16 protein-coding genes are annotated in these 18435 nt (G+C 66.9%); 7 read left to right on the top strand and 9 right to left on the bottom strand.

Going from position 1 to position 18435, the window contains the following annotated elements; all coding sequences use genetic code 11:
* Positions 1-47: 47 nt before the first annotated feature.
* The 4 genes from V9L18_RS05900 (at position 48) to V9L18_RS05885 (ending at position 4239) form a co-directional block, all read left to right on the top strand.
* The gene (locus V9L18_RS05900; RefSeq protein WP_337346237.1) at positions 48-1454 is read left to right on the top strand and encodes an isochorismate synthase; all 1407 of its coding nucleotides are present in this window, start codon (positions 48-50) and stop codon (positions 1452-1454) included.
* A gap of 249 nt (positions 1455-1703) precedes the next feature.
* Positions 1704-2507 carry an ABC transporter substrate-binding protein gene (locus V9L18_RS05895; RefSeq protein ID WP_337346236.1) on the top strand — a complete coding sequence of 268 codons (804 nt, stop codon included), beginning with the start codon at positions 1704-1706 and terminating at the stop codon, positions 2505-2507.
* 125 nt (positions 2508-2632) lie between these two features.
* Complete coding sequence (locus tag V9L18_RS05890) at positions 2633-3424, top strand: amino acid ABC transporter permease (protein WP_337346235.1); 792 nt, start codon at positions 2633-2635, stop codon at positions 3422-3424.
* An 11-nt stretch (positions 3425-3435) separates the two neighbouring features.
* Positions 3436-4239 carry an amino acid ABC transporter ATP-binding protein gene (locus tag V9L18_RS05885; RefSeq protein ID WP_337346234.1) on the top strand — a complete coding sequence of 268 codons (804 nt, stop codon included), beginning with the start codon at positions 3436-3438 and terminating at the stop codon, positions 4237-4239.
* A 40-nt stretch (positions 4240-4279) separates the two neighbouring features.
* On the opposite strand, the gene V9L18_RS05880 is transcribed toward V9L18_RS05885, so the two are convergent.
* From V9L18_RS05880 to V9L18_RS05845, 8 genes are all read right to left on the bottom strand, one after another.
* Complete coding sequence (locus tag V9L18_RS05880; RefSeq protein WP_337346233.1) at positions 4280-5278, bottom strand: hypothetical protein; 999 nt, start codon at positions 5276-5278, stop codon at positions 4280-4282.
* A gap of 142 nt (positions 5279-5420) precedes the next feature.
* Positions 5421-7109: a 2-succinyl-5-enolpyruvyl-6-hydroxy-3-cyclohexene-1-carboxylic-acid synthase gene (gene menD / locus V9L18_RS05875; protein WP_337346290.1), complete on the bottom strand. Its 1689-nt coding sequence runs from the start codon at positions 7107-7109 to the stop codon at positions 5421-5423.
* A gap of 210 nt (positions 7110-7319) precedes the next feature.
* On the bottom strand, positions 7320-9389 hold the full coding sequence (locus tag V9L18_RS05870) for a PhoX family protein (RefSeq protein ID WP_337346232.1): 2070 nt from the start codon (positions 9387-9389) through the stop codon (positions 7320-7322).
* 159 nt (positions 9390-9548) lie between these two features.
* Entirely contained in the window at positions 9549-10556 is a 1008-nt protein-coding gene (locus V9L18_RS05865; protein WP_337346231.1) for an o-succinylbenzoate synthase, read from the bottom strand.
* Positions 10557-10595: 39 nt separating this feature from the next.
* On the bottom strand, positions 10596-11612 hold the full coding sequence (locus V9L18_RS05860) for a magnesium and cobalt transport protein CorA (RefSeq protein ID WP_337346230.1): 1017 nt from the start codon (positions 11610-11612) through the stop codon (positions 10596-10598).
* On the bottom strand, positions 11609-12118 hold the full coding sequence (locus V9L18_RS05855; RefSeq protein WP_337346229.1) for a GbsR/MarR family transcriptional regulator: 510 nt from the start codon (positions 12116-12118) through the stop codon (positions 11609-11611). Before V9L18_RS05855 ends, V9L18_RS05860 begins: the two co-directional genes overlap by 4 nt.
* Positions 12115-13737: an ABC transporter permease gene (locus V9L18_RS05850; protein ID WP_337346228.1), complete on the bottom strand. Its 1623-nt coding sequence runs from the start codon at positions 13735-13737 to the stop codon at positions 12115-12117. Before V9L18_RS05850 ends, V9L18_RS05855 begins: the two co-directional genes overlap by 4 nt.
* A 1-nt stretch (position 13738) precedes the next feature.
* Positions 13739-14740 (bottom strand): ABC transporter ATP-binding protein, encoded by a 1002-nt coding sequence (locus tag V9L18_RS05845; RefSeq protein ID WP_337346227.1) that lies wholly within the window; start codon positions 14738-14740, stop codon positions 13739-13741.
* Positions 14741-14833: 93 nt separating this feature from the next.
* On the opposite strand from V9L18_RS05845, the gene V9L18_RS05840 reads away from it, so the two are divergent.
* From V9L18_RS05840 to V9L18_RS05830, 3 genes are all read left to right on the top strand, one after another.
* Complete coding sequence (locus V9L18_RS05840; protein ID WP_337346226.1) at positions 14834-15169, top strand: ArsR/SmtB family transcription factor; 336 nt, start codon at positions 14834-14836, stop codon at positions 15167-15169.
* A 16-nt stretch (positions 15170-15185) separates the two neighbouring features.
* Positions 15186-15692 (top strand): SRPBCC family protein, encoded by a 507-nt coding sequence (locus tag V9L18_RS05835; protein ID WP_337346225.1) that lies wholly within the window; start codon positions 15186-15188, stop codon positions 15690-15692.
* 146 nt (positions 15693-15838) lie between these two features.
* Positions 15839-16930: a LacI family DNA-binding transcriptional regulator gene (locus tag V9L18_RS05830; RefSeq protein WP_337346224.1), complete on the top strand. Its 1092-nt coding sequence runs from the start codon at positions 15839-15841 to the stop codon at positions 16928-16930.
* A gap of 29 nt (positions 16931-16959) precedes the next feature.
* On the opposite strand, the gene V9L18_RS05825 is transcribed toward V9L18_RS05830, so the two are convergent.
* Complete coding sequence (locus V9L18_RS05825) at positions 16960-18414, bottom strand: glycoside hydrolase family 32 protein (RefSeq protein ID WP_337346223.1); 1455 nt, start codon at positions 18412-18414, stop codon at positions 16960-16962.
* Positions 18415-18435: the final 21 nt, after the last annotated feature.

Raw genomic sequence — 18435 nt, 5'->3', positions numbered from 1 at the left:
TAGAAGTACTTAGGGGCCCAAGTACTTTCAAGTACTGTGGACCCATCATGACGAGAACGTTCCGCACTCTGACAGTCCCCCTGGATGAAAAAGCATCTCCCGGGGGGCTGCCTCAGTTTCTGGTCCGGGACGACGTCCTCTGCTGGACCCGCCGCGAAGCCGGACTGGTGGGCTTCGGCGAAATCGCCCGGTTTACCGCCACAGGTCCCGAGCGCTTCCTTGAGGCAGACATCTGGTGGCGCCACCTGGTCCTGGAAGCGGAGATCGCAGACTCCGTGGAACTGCCGGGCACGGGCCCGGTGGCTTTCGGCTCGTTCGCGTTCTCCAAAAAGTCCGCCCACGAGTCCCGGCTGATCGTGCCGGAAATCGTGGTGGGCGTCCGGGACGGCCGCTTCTGGGTCACCCAGTTAACGTTCGACGACGTCGCGCTCACCGAGGCGGGCGCCCTCGCTGCCCTGGAGCGCTGGCTCAGTAGCGGCAACCCTGGCGCCCCCCTCACCTTTACGGACAGCCCGACTCCGGCAACTCCGGCGGCCGGGGACGGCACCTCCCCTGCCGTTCCCGCCAAGGCGGGTCACGCCGTCGTCCGCCCTTTGCCACTGGCTGCCGGTGCGACGCTGCACACGGGGTCGCTGAGTGAAGAGGACTGGATGGCCGCCGTCGCCGCAGGCGTCGAGGAGATCCGGACCGGGGCGCTGGAGAAGCTGGTCCTGGCGCGTGACATCGTGGCCACCGTGCCTACCGGCGTGAACGCAGCCAAGGTGCTGCGCGAACTCGCTGCCCGGTACCGCGAGTGCTGGACGTACGGTGTGGACGGGCTGGTGGGCGCCACCCCGGAGATGCTGATCCAGGTGGAGGGCCGGACTGCCCAAGCCCGGGTGCTGGCCGGAACGCTGGACCGCCGCGACGCGCACGGCGAGGCCGGCATCCCCATGGACTACGCCGAACGCGTGCTGGCCGGATCCGAGAAACAGAGGCACGAACACGAGATCGCGATCCAGTCGCTGACCTCACAGCTGGCGCCGTTCTCCGAGGCCATGAACGCGCACGACGAGCCCTTTATCCTCGAACTGCCCAATGTATGGCACCTGGCGTCGGACGTGAAGGCCGAACTGACCGAGGTGGAAGGCCACGTGCCCACCTGCCTGGCACTCATCAACGCCCTGCACCCAACCGCCGCCGTTTGCGGTACGCCAACACTGGTGGCCGGTGCACTGATCCGCAAGCTCGAACACCTGGACCGAGGCCCGTATGCCGGGCCCGTGGGGTGGCTGGATGCGGCCGGCAACGGCGAGTGGGGCATCGCGCTGCGTGGGGCTGTCATTGAGTCGCCGACCACCGTGCGCCTGTATGCCGGCTGCGGCATAGTGGACGGTTCCCAGCCCGAAGCTGAGCTGGCAGAGACCTGGGCCAAGTTCCGCCCGATGCTGGAGTCGCTGGGCATCAGGAGCTAGGTTCCCTCCCCGCTCCCCAACTAAGTAGCAGCAGATGTCGTTTTGACGCCTCAGAACGACATCTGCTGCTACTTAGTTGGGCGGGGTGTCCGGAATCCGAGACACCTTCCCCTCGTCTAGGCTTGAAATTAGCGGTAACTTAGTTATCCAATAGTGAAACTAAGTTTCCTGTGATGCAAATCTCTTTTTCGGCGCTACACTATGAACCGATTTAGTACGGCATTCCCCCTGCAACAAAAGGTAAGAAATATGCAGCTCAAGTCCCTGGCCACGGCCAAAATGACCGCCAAGGCAGCAGCAATCTTCGCCGCCGGCGCCCTCACCCTCACGGCCTGCGGCGGCGGAGGCTCCACCCCGGCAGCCTCCGATGGCAGCATCCAGCTCGTCAACGCCGGTAAGCTCACCGTCTGCTCGGACGTCCCCTACGAGCCCTTCGAATTCCAGAAGGACGGCAAAATCGTCGGGTTTGACATGGACATCGCCGCTGAGGTGGCCAAGGACCTCAACGCCGAATTGAACGTAGTGGACAGCTCCTTCGAAGCTATCGAGACCGGCACGGCTCTCACACAGTGCGACGTCTCCATCTCCTCCATCTCCATCACGGACACCCGCAAGGCCGTCATGGACTTCTCCACCCCATACCTCGACGACGACCTGGCCCTGGTGGCCAGCGAGGACTCCGGCATCAAGAGCCTGGACGACGCCAAGGGTAAGAAGGTGGGCGTGCAGCAGGCCACCACCGGCGCCGACTACGCCACCGAGAAGGGCCTCGACGCACAGCAGTTCGAGGACACCGGCCTCCTGGTCCAGGCCCTGAAGGCCGGAACCATCGACGCCGCGCTGGGCAACCAGTCCGTCCTGGGCTACGCCATCAAGGACGACTCCTCCTTCAAGGCGGTGGAGAAGTTCGCCACGGGTGAGCAGCTGGGCATCTCCATCAAGAAAGGCAACACTGCCATGGCCGAAAAGGTCAACGCGACGCTCAAGCGCCTGACCGACGACGGCACCCTCGAGAAGTTCGAGACCACCTGGTTCGGCGAAGTCGCCAAGTAGCCAGCGCTTCGGCCCCGTTCAACTGAGGCCAACGCCGCCCTGAGAACCACGCCGCCGGGGCCCCGGACACGCTGAACCGCAGTACGTCCGGGGCCTCAGCCACGCACTACGAATGTGAGCACCCCATGGCAATGACCGCACGTCAACGGGCCAGAGTTAGCCTGTATGTCCAGATTGGCATCTTCATTGTGGCCATGGCCGCACTGGTCCTCGCCACGGACTGGAAGACCACCGGCAACAGCGTCTTCAACTTCGGCAAAATCGGCCCGATGTTCCCGGACATCTTCCTTGTGGGCCTGAAAAACACCCTGATCTACACCTTCCTCGGCTTCGTCGTCGGCCTGTCCGGCGGCCTGCTGCTGGCCCTGATGAAGCTCTCCAGCTTCCCGCTGTACCGCTGGATTGCCACAGGCTACATCGAATTCTTCCGCGGCATCCCGGCCCTGCTGGTGTTCATCGCCTTCGGCTACGGCGTGCCCCTGGCCTTCGGCGTTTCCTGGAATGTGACTATCGTGGTCATGGTTTCGCTGGGTATGGTCGCCTCGGCATATATCGCTGAAACCCTGCGAGCCGGCCTGCAGGCTGTGCCCAAGGGTCAGCTGGAGGCTGCACGCTCGCTGGGCATGCCCCAGTGGCGGGCCATGGTCTCCATCGTCATCCCGCAGGCATTCAAGATCGTCCTGCCGCCGCTGACCAACGAGGTCATCCTGCTGACCAAGGATTCGTCGCTGATCTACGTCCTGGGCCTCACGGCATCGCAGTACGAGCTGACTAAGTTCGGCCGCGACGGCATCTCCAGCCTGGGTGCCGGCCTCACGCCGCTACTGGTCGCAGGTGCCTTCTACCTGGTCATCACCATCCCGCTGAGCCTCCTGGCCCGGAAGTTCGAAAGCCGCTCCGCGCGGACCAAGCGATAGGCAGGGAAGCCATGAACGACGTCGTAAATTCCTCCGCCGGCAACCCCGGCACCGTCAACGCGGCAGGTGTCTCCATCAAAGACCTGCGCAAGTCCTACGGCACCAACGAGGTGCTCAAGGGCATCAGCTTGGAAGTAAAGCCCGGTGAAGTGGTGTGCCTGATCGGCCCGTCCGGCTCGGGCAAGTCCACTCTCCTGCGGTGCGTCAACCTCCTGGAGCAGCCCAACGAGGGCGCCATCCACGTGGGCGGCTTCGAAGCCACGGACCCTGAAGTGGACATCGACAGGATGCGCCGCAAGGTGGGCATGGTGTTCCAGCAGTTCAACCTGTTCCCGCACCTGGATGCCAAGCGGAACTGCACCATCGCCCAGACCAAGGTGCTCAAGCGCTCCCAGGCCGAGGCGGACAAGGTGGCGCAGCACAACCTGGAGCGCGTTGGGCTGGGGCACCTGTCCGACCGTTTCCCGGACCAGCTCTCCGGCGGCCAGCAGCAGCGCGTGGCCATTGCCAGGGCGCTGAGCATGAACCCCGAGCTGATGCTCTTCGACGAGCCCACCTCTGCGCTGGACCCCGAGACCGTTGGCGATGTCCTCTCCGTTATGCGGAACCTGGCCAAGGAAGGCATGACCATGCTGGTGGTGACCCACGAGATGGGCTTCGCCCGCGAAGTGGCCGACCGCGTGGTCTTCATGGACGGCGGCGTCGTGGTGGAGGAGGGCGTGGCCGAACGGGTCATCTCCGCCCCCACCCAGGCCCGCACCAAGGAATTCCTGCGCCGCGTCCTGGATCCAACGCACATCGAGATCGAGGAATAGGCCCGCCTGAACGTAGGACACGGAATCGGCCCGAGGACTCTCATTTTTGGGTGTCCCCGGGCCGATTCTGCGTCCCGGGTCGCTTACCGCGTCCTGATGAGGACCGTGGACGTCGGGGTACGCCTGCGCGGGACAGCATGCCTTCCAGTCCTCCCCTCCACAGGTCATTCCACACCCACCGCACTACATTCCGTCCGGTTGCCCGGATCCGGTCCTCCCGCAGCTTTTCGTCCACCACAACCTGCCCGGGCGTCCGCCCTTTGAGGTACTCCGGCTTGAGGTACTTTTCGATGCCATCGAACTCCCCCACGGTCCTGCTGCCTTCCCAGTAGAAGTCAGTGAAAGCCACACGGCCAACGGAAGTCCGAACCTCATATTGCAGGATGGGTGCCTCGAAGCCAGCCATATGAATGAGCCCGCGGCTATACGATTCGCCCGCAGACCCGGAGCGGAAATCAGCAAACTCCACCGCCGACCTGACACGCCGCTCAGCTGCAGCGGAATATCGCCCGGCCATGGCTGCGAGGAGTTCAGTCTTTGTGAGCGCCGGAAGGCCCCGGGCCGGGTCCGGCCGTAACACGTAATCCAGTGGAACCGCAGCCTCGGCAAACGGAACGGTTGCCGCAATATCAAGCACCGTGGTTTGACGCGAGGTAACGGACAGACCGTCCACGATTTCGGCGTCGAGCATTCCCGGTTCAACTAGATGCCTCCGAATACCCGCGCGGGACCTGCCGCCTCCCCGGAAGAGCGTAAGGGCGTGGATGGGCTGGCCCCGCTGGATAGTGGGAATACCCCAGACTGAGGCGGCGGAATGAAGCGAGAAGGTTACCGGGAGGATGGCAGTTTCAGCTACCGCTTCGATCCGTAGCCGGTAGCGCTGCCATACGGCGAGCCCAGCCCAGGCAGACGCCTCGACGTAGACACCCTGCCGAATCCGCACCAACGAACCTGCCTTTACTGCGGCAGGCAGCGGGCGGGTACTCGCTTCGACCTCGGCCAAGTGTCGCGTCAGGATAAGACGGGGAAGAGGATTCATACCCAAACGGTCGCACCACCGCGAAGGGCCGGGTAAGGCACCGAGCCCCGTATGTGGACAACCCGCCATCGCTGCCGGATGCAGGTTCGGTCCGAAGACACTCGTTAATCCGCGTCCGTGGACCGAAACCGCGTCGCGGAAACTACCCTGCGAGGACTCCCCTGACCGCGGCGGACACAGCCGCCTTGATGCGGGCGTGCAGGGCGCGGAGGCTGTGGCGGTCAGTCCGCACCTCGATGATGCTGCGGCCCTCGATCGGTGGGACGAGCGCCTCGGCGAGTGCCGCCGTCGTGCTTACCGAGCAATGCCCGACGCCGTACGCTGCGGCGAGTGCCGCGAGGTCCACTGTGTGCGGGGTGCCGAAAAGGCGTTCGACGGCGTCCCCGTACGTCCCTGCTTCGCGCACTGAACCGTGCTCCAGCAGGTCGAAGATGGCGCCGCCGGAGTCGTTAAGCACCACGATCCGGAGCGGCGGCTGGGCCTCCCCGGAACCGAGAAGGAGGCCGCCGGCGTCGTGCAGGAAGGTGACGTCGCCCAGCAGTAGGGTGGTTTGCTGCCGGCCGCCGAGGGCTATTCCGGTTGCAGTGGAGATGGTGCCGTCGATCCCGGAGAGGCCGCGGCTGGCGTACACGGTTGCGGCAGGTTCGGCTGCGGGCAGGCCTGCGAGGTCCACGTCGCGGATGCCGTTGGAGGAACCGAGCACCAGCTGACCATGCGACTGCTGCCACACGAGTGCGCCCACGGATGGCCCCGTGGCGGCGGCCTCCCCCGCCAGGACCTGGTCGAGGGCATGCTGCGCGGCCGACCCTGCCAGGAGCCAGGCATCCAGCCAGGACGAAGGCCCACGGCCAGCGAAATCGGCGAGCTCGGCCAGGCTTTCCAGCGGCAGTTCCGTGCGACGCCCGGGCTCGTACCAGGCCACCGGAACCGGCTGGTACAGCGCGGACGGCACCTCCGCCCGGGCCAACAGCGAAGCAACAGGCCGGGACAGCGTCGGCCGGCCGAAGAGCACCACGCGTTCGACCGGCTGCGAAGAATCCGGCCCGAAATGCTCCAACAACAGCCTGTACGGGCCCACAGCGTTCGGGCCAAAACGGGCGTTCGACGACGGCTCCGCCAGCAGCGGCAGGCCGTGGGCGCGCGCGAAGGCTTCTGCGACGGGACCGGCGTCGTGCCCTGCCAGCACCACGGTACGCCGTTCCTCCAGGCCACCGGGGACTGGCGGAAGGTCCATGGTGAGGGGGTCTGTGCCGATGCGGAACTTAGGCCGGGCGGTCGCCGCGGGAAGCTTCTCCCCCGGCGCGGGGACCAGCGGGTCGCGGAACGCTAGGTTGAGCTGGACAGGGCCCGGAGCGAGGTCGGAGAACGCGCCGGTGGCGGCGGAGATCGCGGTCTCGACGGCGCGCAGCGGGCTGGTGCCGGCCTCGATGTCGGCGGCGAAGCGCACGTGCTCGCCGAACAGGTCCAGTTGGATGGTGGTCTGGTTGGCGCCGGTGCCGCGCAGTTCCTCCGGGCGGTCGGCGGACAAGACCACAAGCGGGACGGCGGCGTGGTTGGCCTCCATCACGGCGGGCATCAGGTTCCCGACGGCGGTGCCGGACGTGGTGAGGACGGCTGCCGGGGAGCCGGTGGACAGGGCAAGGCCCAGGGCCGTGAAGCCGGCGGAACGTTCATCGATCCGGACCAGCAGTTCCACTTTCCCCGCCGCCGACGCTTCGGCCAGAGCGTACGCCATGGGAGCTGAGCGGGAACCAGGCGAGACCACCACGTACTCGACGCCGCCGTCAATCAGCGCGCTGACTGCGATCCGCGCCGCCTCAACGGAGCCCAGGGAGGGCGTTTCGGACGGCGTGGAGGCCTCGTCGTCGGATGCTGGATGGAGGGTGGAGTCGTTCGGCGAAGTCACCGGTCCAGTCTGCCACCCCACCGACGCTCTCTCACTTCCTGTCGGTTAAAACCAAACGCTCTCCCACTCGCCGCCCAGCCCGGGACGAAAAGTGAGAGAGCGTCGGCCAAAACCTGCAGGAGCGCAGCGAGGCACTTAGCCGCGGAACACCTGGACCACTGACGGACGCGGGGCCCGCGCCTGGCCGGGTGCCGGCGTCGTGCCTGCCGGGACGTAATCCGGGAAGTACGAGTTCGGGGCTTCGAAAGTGCCGTCTTCGCCCGGGTGCTGGACCGAGACGAAAACGGTGCGCTCGTCGTCGTGGATGATGGGGCCGCAGGTCTCGGCGTCGCGCGGGACGGCGAGGAACTGCTCCACCTTGCCGCGCTCGGCGCCCTCGAGGGTGACCTTGAAGAGTCCGTCCGCCCGGCCGATGCCGGAGGGAGCCCCGTCGGTGGAGATCCAAAGGTTGCCCACGGAGTCGAACGCCAGGTTGTCCGGGCAGGAGATGGGCGAAACCTTGTCCACCGGGAAGCCGGAGAAATAGGTGACGTCACCCTGGGCCGGATCGCCGCAGACCATCAGCAGGTTCCAGGTGAAGGCGGTGGAGGTCTGGTCGCCGGTTTCGGTGATTTCCACAATGTGGCCGTCACGGTTCTGGTTGCGCGGGTTGACCTCGTTGGCGCCCTCGTTCGTACCGGTGCCGCGGTTGGAGTTGTTGGTGCAGGCCACGTAGACCTTGCCCGTGTGCAGGCTCGGCTCCACGTCCTCGGCCCGGTCCATCTTGGTGGGCCCGACCTTGTCGGCGGCCAGGCGGGTGTACACCAGGACCTCTTCCACGGACATGCCCGGCACGGCGGACTTGCCATCCAGCACCAGCGGCAGCCACTCGCCCGTGCCGTCGAAGGCCCCGTCGGAGGGGACTGAGCCGGTGCCGGTGATCTCGGCGGCGGGTGAGTTTCCGGTGAACCTGGCCACGTAGAGGCTGCCGGCGGACAGCAGGGTCATGTTGTGTTTGCGGTCACCCTCGCGGTACGTGTCCTTCGACACGAACTTGTACAGATAGTCGAAGCGCTCGTCATCGCCGGAGTACGCCACCACGTGGCCGGACTTGGCGATGATGACGTTGGCGCCCTCGTGCTTGAAGCGGCCCAGCATCGAGTGCTTCTTCGGCGTGGACGTGGGGTCGAACGGATCAACTTCCACGATCCAGCCGAAGCGGTTGGCCTCGTTCTCGAAGCCAGCGTTGCGGGTGTCGAAGCGGGGATCGTCCAGTTCCCACTGGCGGGCGGTGGGCTTGGACGTGATGCCGTAGCGCTTGTCGCCGGCGGAAGTGCCGTTGCCCACGAAGTAGCCCTGGAAGTTTTCTTCGCCGGACAGGATGGTGCCCCACGGGGTGGTGCCGCCCGCGCAGTTGCCCAGGGTTCCCTTGATAAAGCGGCCTGCGGGGTCTTCCACGGTCTTGACCAGGGCGGAGCCAGCGGCCGGACCGGTCAGTTCGTAGACGGTGCTGTTGAGGTAGCGGCGGTTCAGTTCCGCTCCCTTGACGTAGGTCCACGGCTTGGTCTTGTTCTTGCGCTCCAGCTCCACCACGGACAGGCCGTGCGCGGCTGCCCCCACAGCGCGCACCTGGTCTGCCGGCATGGTGGGCGGGAACATGATGGCGTCGTTGGTGTACTCGTGGTTGGAGAACAGCACCGCGCGGCGGCCCTTGCTGCCGGGAACCTCGAGGATGTCGGTGTAGTCGTTGTTGTAACCGAACTGCTTTTCCTGTGCGGCGGCGGTCTGGTTGTTCAGGTCGAATGCCGGAGCGTCGTTGAAGATCGGGTCGCCCCAGCGGATGACCGGCTGCCACGTGAAGCCTTCCGGCACGGTGACGGCGTCGACGGCGGCATCCACCGAGGGGATGGCCGTGAACTGAAGCTTGGACTTGCCGAAGCCCTCTTTGGCCGCCTTGGACAGGCCGGCAGCGGCTGCGGGCTCAGCGGACGTGACGGCAGAACCGAGGACGACGGCGAGCGCACCGGCGGCGCCGAAGCCCAGGGCGGCGCGGCGGGACATGGTCGCGGAGGCGATGTCGCGGAAGTAGCTGTTGGAACTGGTGTTGCAGACGTCGCCGGCGCAGGCGTTGTCGCACTTCAGAGCGCAAGTGACGGCGCTGCGCTTGCCCTTGGTATGGCCGAGCATCGGCAGCAGGGCGAATTTGCGGGCAGTCGTTTCAGACATGGGGGGCCTTCCAGGGAATCGATGCGGTTTTCCCACCCTGTCAGCCGGTTCCAACGCCCAGCCATCCGTCAGGTGAAGCTCCGGTGAACCGCCGGTGACCTGCAGGGATACCCCCTTCGATTGCTCCGTAAGCGCCGTTGTGGGCGCTGAAAACGGCGCTTACGGAGCAATCGATGCAGCCACGAGCGCGTGGACGCGGCGGAGCCGGGCCAGCCACCAGTCCCGGCGTTCCGCGGGGGCGGCGTACCGCTCCAGCAGCCCGGCGTCAGCGGACACATCGCGGAGGCGGATGGCGCCGTCGTCGGCCACCAGCGGATCCGTCGTGACGTCAGAGGCAAATAGGGACACCGTCCCCAGCCCGCACGCATACGGAAGCTCCGGCAGGGAGGCCGCCAAGGCCAGCCCGGCGCGGATCCCCACGGAGGTATCCAGTGCGGAACTCACGACGGCGGGAAGCCCTGCCTGGGCCACGATGTCCAGCGCGCGCCGCACTCCACCGAGCGGTGCAACCTTCACCACGATCAGATCCGCAGCGCCGGCCCGGGCCACCCGGAGGGGGTCGGATTCCTTGCGCACGCTTTCGTCGGCGGCGATCAGCACGGGGATACCGGCGGCCCGCAAAAGCGATCGAACTTCGGCGAGGCCCTCAATCGTTGGCACTGGCTGCTCGGCATACTCGAGCCCGACGGCGGCGAGCCGGGTCAGTGCCTGCACGGCGGCCGGCACGTCCCACGCGCCATTGGCGTCCACGCGGATGGCCACCCTAGGCAGAAGGGAACGGACGGCATCGAGGCGGGCGGCGTCGTCGTCGAGCGTCTGTCCGCGCTCCGCCACCTTGACCTTGACGGCGTCCACCCGGCCGAACCGGGCCAGCAGTTCCGGGACGCGGTCCGCGGAAATGGCTGGAACCGTGGCGTTCACCGGAATCGTTGACCGAAGGGGCGCCGGGAAGCCGTCCCAGCCGGCCTCGATGGCGGCTGCGAGCCAGCGGGACGCCTCGGCGTCCCCGTATTCGGGGAACGGGCAGAACTCGCCCCACCCGGCCGGACCTCGAAGCAGCAGGGCCTCGCGCTCCATGATGCCGCGGAATTTCACCCGCATGGGCAAGCTGACTACATACGCAGACGCGAGCAGTTCGTCCAAGGAGGGAAGGGCGGCAGGCGGCATGCCTTCACTGTACCGGCGACCGGTGAGCGCCCCCGGCCGCTAGATCCACTTGTTGTGCTTGAACGTGAAGTACAGCCCCAGCCCCATCGCCAGCATCAGGCCCAGCGCGAACGGGTAGCCGAAAACCCAGTCCAGCTCCGGCATTGAGCTGAAGTTCATGCCGTAGATCGTGCCCACCAGCGTCGGCGCGAACAGGATGGCGGCCCAGGACGAGATCCGTTTGACCTGCTCACTCTGCGCGAAGCTGGATTCGGTGAGCTTGCGCATCTCGTCGTTCTGCCGCTGGGCCACGAGGGCGGCGTTGACGGCCAGCGCGTTCTGCAGCAGGGCCCGGAAGGACGCCACCCGCTCGTTGAGCCGCAGCACGTGGTCAAGCACGTCACGGAAGTGGTCCTGCAGCTCGGGTCCCTGCGTCCGTTCCGGTGTCCCGGTCATCAGGACCTGCAGGATCCCCACCAGCGGGCTCGTGGCGCGCTGGAACGTGATGACCTGCCGGGACAGTTCGTAGATCCGGCGGGAGACGTCCGGGTCGGCGCCAAAGAGGTCGTCCTCGATCTCGTCGACGTCGTTTTCCAGGCCCGCGGCCACAGGCTCGTATTCGTCCACTACCTGGTCAAGGATGCCGTACAGGACCGCATCCGGGCCGAGGGCGAGGAACTCCGGCATGGACTCCATCCGCCGTCGGACCCTGGCCAGATCCGGGGATTCGGCGTGCCGGACCGTGATGACATAGTCGGCGCCGACGAACACGTGGATCTCGCCGAAGTCCACCTTCTCCACGTCGTCCAGGTAGCGGGCGGGGCGCAGCACCAGGAAAACGCATTCGCCGTAGTGCTCCAGCTTGGCGCGCTGATGCCCGGCGAGCGCGTCCTCCACGGCTAGGGAGTTGAGGTCGAACTCCTCTGCCACGGAGCGGAGTTCGACGGCGTCCGGCCTGTACATCCCGATCCACGCCATGCCCTCCCGTTGGCGAAGGACGAAGTACGTCTCCTCCAGGCCGTAGGGGTCCGCGGTCCGAACCCCGTCCACATACACCGCGTTGTCGATGATGGTCACGGCAGGCCTCCTTTGAGCATTGAGTCGTCCTGTTCGCGTTCCCAGCCTTCCCGTTCCCGCTCCCATTCGTCCAGGATCGCGGGCATCCTGGCGGCGAGGAAGCGATAGAAGCGGCCCATCTCCGTTACGCGGGACCGGGCAGCGGACCCTTCCGGCAGGGCCTCGGCAGTCGCGTCCGTCAGTGCCGCGAGGCTTTGGTAGATAGGGCTCTTCCGCATGGAGACGATGTACCACTCGTCGTCGTAGAGGGCGTACAGGTCGCGGCGGCTGCCGGGCTGGGAGACCCGGTGGACAAAGCCCACGGTCTGCAGGTACCTGACGGCGCCGGACACCGCTGCAGCGCTCACGCCCAGCCGCTCCGCAAGCTCGGCTGCAGTGAGGCTACCGTCCTCGGACGAGACCAAGGCCATCAGCGCCCGGGCAGGCATCTTAGGGAAGCCGGCCGCAGCGAATCCTGCCGCAGCCTTTTCCGCCGCAGCCTTTGCCTCAGCGGCCTCCTCGCTCATGCCGTCCCCGTTTCCCTCCGCCGCATGCCAATGACGGCCACGACGGCGGCGAGGACAGCGGTGGCCAGCATCCACCACGCCCCGCTCCAGTCCGTCGTCGTACCGTTGGGAACGGGGGTGTGGGTGAACGGTGAGAGGTCCCGAAGGCTCTGGTCCAGGCCGATCATGCCGCCGAAAATGCCCAGCACCACCCCGGCCCCGAGGAGCGCCCAGCCCACGGTGATGGTCGCCGCTGGCCACAGGACGAACACCACCGCAGGAACGGCAAGGTAGAGCAGGGCCGCGGGAAGCTGGGCGACGGCGGTTTCCCACACGGCCCGCGCTTCCACGGAGGTGTCACCGGCACCGGCCAGCGAGGCCCAGGTCCCGAACCCGGCGAGGAACATCACCAGCAACACCGACGCGGTGCCCAGCAACAGGTAGCTGGCCAGCCAGTGCAACCGGCTGATGGGAGCAGCGAGCAGGAGCTCCGCGGTGCCGGCCGCCTCTTCCTGGCGCAGCCGGATGACGGCCTGCAGCCCGCACGCGGCGGCCAGCACTCCCGCAATCGAGAACATTGCGGAAATCAGCAGCTGGGTCAGTGATACACCCTGGGACTGGATCATGGCACGCAGCGCCGCGGTGATGTTGCTGTTGGATAAGTCGGCCGCGGCGATCGCGCTGCCCAGTGAGCCTGCCAGGATTCCCATGGCCAGCCCGCCGATGCCCCAGCCGATGATCGAACCCGCCTGCAGCCGCAGGGCCAGCGCGGTAGGGCTGTTCAGCGAAGGACGTGCGGCCATCCGCCCGGGACGTGCCCCCCAGACGCTCGCGCCACTGTCCCGCCGTCTCAGGAGCAGCCAGGCAACGGCCCCACAGACGGCGGCGAGGGCCAGCGGCAGGAGCAGCGGCCACCATCGGTCACCCGTGAAAGCGAACGTTTGCTGTCCCCACCCGATCGGGGAGAACCAGCTGGCAGTTCCCGCGGTCATCACCGTCCCGTCGGCGCTCGGCTTGCCTGTGGCGTCCCCGATGCCCCGCAGGATGTACGCCAGAACAACCAGAGCCGAGGCGAATCCGTTAGCTCCGCGGGAGGTACCCATCAGCTGGGCCACAAGCAGGCCCACGCCCAGGAACGCCAACCCGACCGCGCCCACGGCGGCGCCCGCCACCATGGCACCGGCGGGATCCAGCCCCGCAGCCATGTAGCCGGTGAACACCGACAGCATCACCAGGACGTTGGCTGACGTGCCGTGCAGGATCGTGGCGACGGCGGGTGTGAGGCGGCCGGCCGGGGTGGCGGCGACCAGTTCGGCGCTGCCGCTTTCCTCGTCAGCCCGGGTGTGGCGAACTGCAAGGAAAGTACTCATCAGGCCGGCCAGCAGGGCAAGGAAGGCGTAGATCTGGAAGAACGTGAAAGCGCCCAGGCTGGCCCCGCGCGCCAGGCCGCGAAGCATCAGGATGGCAGGAGTGGCAATGGCCAGCTGCAGGATTTCGGCGCGGCTGGACTCATCACCGAAAGTCTCCTGGATGGCTGTGGCCGAGAACAGCGCGAGGGCGCCGATGCCCAGCACCCAGATGACCAGCTGCCAGCGGTCCCGCCGCAGGCGCTGGCCCCAGAGGATCCTCAGCTCGCGCACCCTAATCACGGCCCCTCGCGCCCAGCAGGTGCCGCCGACGGGCGTGCTTGGTATGCCCGTTTTCTCTTCCCGCCCCGATGACCTGCACCGACGTGTCACCGTAATGCCGCAGGAACAGCTCCTCCAAGGAAGGCGGCGTGATCGTCAGTCCCTTGACGCCCAAGGCGCCGAGCGCCGGAAGCACCTCCGCAATCCGGTCCGAGTCGGCACCAAACCTGACCCTGCCGCCGTCGGCCGTCAGGTCATGCACGGCGCCCAGCTCCACCAAGGTGCGGGTATTCACGCCATCAGCGGCGAACGAGACATCGGAACGGGTGAGGTGTCGCAGCGAGTCCAGCGTCCCGCCGTCAACCACCCGGCCCGCGCGAATGATGCTCACGCGGTGGCACAGTACCTCCACCTCGGAGAGGATGTGGCTGGAGAGGAGCACAGTGGCACCGCGTTCGACGGCGGCGAGGACCTCGCGGCGGAACACCGCCTCCATGAGCGGGTCAAGGCCGCTCGTGGGCTCGTCGAGGAGGTACAGCTCGGCGTCCGTGGCCAGGGCGGCGATCAGCGCCACCTTCTGCCTGTTGCCCTTGGAATAGGCGCGGCCCTTCTTGCCCGGGTCGAAGTCGAAGGCCTCGCAGAGATCCGCTTTGCGCTGCCGGTAGGCCGTGCCCCTGGAGGCGCCGCCTGAAGTGCCGCCGCGCAGCCGCGAGAGAAGATCGATGGTCTCGCCGCCGGACAGGTTGGGCCAGAGCCGCACATCGCCGGGGACGTAGGCCAGGCGGCGGTGCAGTTCCACGGACTGCGTCCAGGGGTCCAGGCCCAGGACGCTGGCTGTTCCGGACGTGGCCTTCGCCAGGCCCAGCAGGATACGCAGGGTAGTGGACTTGCCGGCGCCGTTGGGTCCGAGGAATCCGTGGATCTCGCCCCGCTGGACCTCAAGGTTGAGTCCGTCAAGGGCCCGGACCCTGCCGAAGTGCTTATGCAAATCAACGGTCTGGATGATGGTTTCCATACTTCGAACATTACTCAGATTCACAATTTTGTGAATGCTGCAAATACCTCCAGATCCTTCCAACGCATATCCATATGGGTATACAATTTCGGTATGGCACGGGCAGCAACAACGGCAGATGCATTCAACGCGGTGGCTGAGCCCCGCCGTCGGGAGATCCTGGACGCCCTCGCCCAGGGCGAGCGTCCCGTTAACGAACTTGTGGACCTGCTTGGCCTGGCCCAGCCGCACGTATCACGGCACCTGCGCGTCCTGCGCGAGGTAGGGGCCGTGGACGTGCGCGACGAAGGCCGGCAACGGGTCTACCGGCTCAATCCGCAGGCCCTGAAGCCCATCCACGACTGGGTTGCCAGCTACCAGCACCTCTGGGAAGAGCGGTTCGACCTCCTGGAGGACGTGCTGGAGGACCTCAAAGACCAAGAAAACTAGGCAAAGGAGCAGGGCAATGGCACAGGCAAGCAGCGGGACCATGGACGTCACCTTCCCCAGCGATGACGAAATCCTCATTACCCGCACGCTCAACGCACCCCGGAATCTGGTCTACAGGGCCTGGACCACCCCCGAACTTGTCAGGAAGTGGTGGCCTGGCCGGCGGGGCGAGATGACGGTGATGGAAATGGACTTCCGGGTGGGCGGCGCCTGGCGTTACGTCATGGTGGCGCACGGCGAATTCGAGGTGGCCTTCCACGGGACGTACCGGGAGATAGTGCCGAACGAACGGATCGTGAACACGGAGGTCATGGAGATGCCTGGCACAGCACGGGACAGCGAAGACGGAGCCGTGGTGAACACGGTCACCTTCGAAGAGGCCGACGGCGGCGCCACCACGGTCAGGATCCGCACCGACGCGGGCAGCAAGGAAGTCCGGGACATGATTGCGCAGTCCGGCATGGAAGGCGGGGTGCGCGAGCAGTTCGAAATCATCGAGGAGCTGGCGGCGTCCCTCACCTGACGCCCTCCGCACCCCAACTAAGTAGCAGCAGATGTCGTTATGGGGTCCCATAACGACATCTGCTGCTACCCAGTTGGGCGGTCCGGGCATCCCTCACACGCGTTAGGTAGACTGCGAGAAACACAGCAGTCCGGAGGGTCCCCACCATGAATCGCAAAGCCACAGCCTTGGACGTCGCCAAACTCGCTGGTGTGTCCCGCAGCGCTGTGTCGCTGGTACTCAACGGCCGCGGCGACGGGAACGTGGCGAAGGAGAGCCAGGACCGGATCCGCGAAGCTGCCGCCGCCCTGAACTACACGCCCAACACCATCGCCGTGAGCCTCCGGAACCGCCGGTCGCGCATCATCGGGATCGTCTCGGACCAGGTGGTCACCAGCCCCTTCGACGGCAACATCATCGCAGGCGCCGACGCCGTGGCCAGAACCCAGGGTTTTGTCACCGTGGTGATGGACACGGAGCTGGACGAGGCCCGCGACGAGGGGGCCGTCGCCACGCTGCTGGACCGCCAGGTGGACGGGCTGATGTATGTCACGGTGGGCTTGCGCCCCCTGCACGTCCCGCCCAACATGCTGAGCGTGCCGTCGGTGCTGGCAAACTGCTTCGATGACCGCCCGGACGCCGGTGTTCCCGCCGTCATTCCCGACGAGGTCCGCGGCGGCCGGGAGGCGGCCAAGCACCTGCTGGAGTTGGGCCACAGGGACATCGCGTTCCTGGCGGGCGACAACCTCACGCCCGCTGCCCCACGCCGCATCCAAGGCCACCGCGCCGCGTTTGAGGCCGCCGGCCTGCCGGTTCCTCCGGGCCGGATCCTCCAGGTGGGCTGGGACATCGACGCCGGTTTCCACGGGGCCATGAAACTCCTGGACGGGGTGGCCGCTGCGGAACGCCCCACCGCGATCGTCTGCGCCAACGACCGGCTGGCCATCGGCGTGGTGCTCGCTGCCAACCGGCTGGGCCTTTCCATCCCGCAGGATCTCTCAGTCATGGGCTACGACGACGAATTCCGCATTGCCTCAACCATGGTCCCGGCGCTCACCACCATGGCCCTGCCGCTGCGTGAGATGGGGGAGGCTGCGATGACCGGGCTGCTCCAGGAGCTTGCAGCTGAGCCCCAGCCCAACGATGGCACCCCAGGCGAGGACGTGAAGCCTGCCTGGCGCCAACCGATCGAGACCCTGGTACCGGGCCGGCTGGTGGTCCGCGAATCCACGGGACCGGTCCCCGACGGCCGGGGCTGACGCCGACCGGCAGGGACCACCAACGGCCCCTACTTTGGCTGTTCCAGCTGCCACACAGTGGCGGCAGCACCCGCCGGCAACTGCAGGACCCACCGTTCGCCGGGCGCCGGGTACGCCCGCAGCGTGGTGGCCACGGCACCGGTCCGGTAAACCTCCACCAGCGACGCGTCCACAAACACCCGTAGCTCCTCCCCTGCGGCCAGTGCACCGCTGAACACCACCTGGCGGGAGGCATCCGTGCCGTCCCCGGCCACCAGGGAAAGTTCGACGACGGCGTCCGCGGCCAGCGCGGCCGGCCCGCCGGAGTGGGCGGTCACCACAGCCTCGGCAAACGGCGGCAGCACAACATTCCCGTCCGCCTGGACAGCCACCTGGGAGCCCCGGTAGGCATCCACTTCCGGTGCCGGTGCCACGGCCAGCGCCCCGTCCACGACCGACAGCAGCCGCGGGTGGGTCAGCACGCCTGCCCAGCCTGCAGCGTCGATCTCACCTTGGCTCCGGCCGCGCCGGCCATCCCGACCCGGTCCTTCGTTGGCCCACCCCCACAGCATCGCCTTCGGTTCGGCAGCAGCACCGGCAGCAGGGCCATCCTGCAACTGCAGGATCTGGGGCGCGTAGAAGTCCCGGCCCAGGTCCGACTTCCCGCCGGACCGCGGGGAAAACACGGGCAGCCCCGTGGCGGGGTCCTCGGCCAGCGAGCCGATCAAGTGGCCCACCCCGTTGGCGTGCTCGTGCTGGTCACCGGCCAGCCACAGGGAGAACATCATCACCCACGCATCCTGGGAAGAATCGTCGCCCCGGGAACTGGCCGGCACGTGCACCAGCTGCGGGCATTCCCAGATCTCGGCCGGAGTGTGGGCAGCAGCGACCGGGTTTTCGGAGGTCAGACAGATGCCCTGGTATTTCCAGTCGGACAGATCCTCCACCGTGTACAGCAGCAGGGCCGCGTGGCCGGAAGCGAGGCCGGCACCCTGCATGGCGTAGCGCTTGCCGTTGAAGCGGAAGATGAACGGGTCCCGGACTGCCGTCACCTGCGGGTCGGCCGGCATGGACGCGGCGACGTGCCCGTCCTGTGTCCAGTGCACCAGGTCCGCGGAACCACGGGAGATGACCACCTGGGAGTGGCCACCGTCGCCGCGCACGCCCGAGTACGCAGCGGTGGGGACACCGCCGTCGTCCGTAACCACACCCGTCCAGCAGCCGTACTCGTCCGGCCCGCCGTCCTGCGGCCTCAAAGCAACCGGGTGTTCGTCCCAGCGCACCAGGTCGGCGGAGCTGACGTGGCCCCACGCGATCCGGTGGTGCCGGGCGGACTCGGGGTTGTACTGGAAAAAGACGTGGTACCGGCCGTTGATGTGGCTGACGCCGTTTGGGTCGTTGATCCAGCCTTGGGCGGGGCGGGGGTGGAATTGCGGGAACGCTGGGTCCGGGTGGGCCGCGGCCAGGCTGGCGAAGTTGGTGGCGGCAAGGTCCGGGGATGACATGGAAGTTAGCCTTTCAGAAGG

Source organism: Pseudarthrobacter sp. CCNWLW217, assembly GCF_037203985.1.
Taxonomy (GTDB): Bacteria; Actinomycetota; Actinomycetes; order Actinomycetales; family Micrococcaceae; genus Arthrobacter.
Note: the sequence above shows the minus strand (reverse complement) of the source record. Positions and strands in the feature narration are given on the sequence as shown.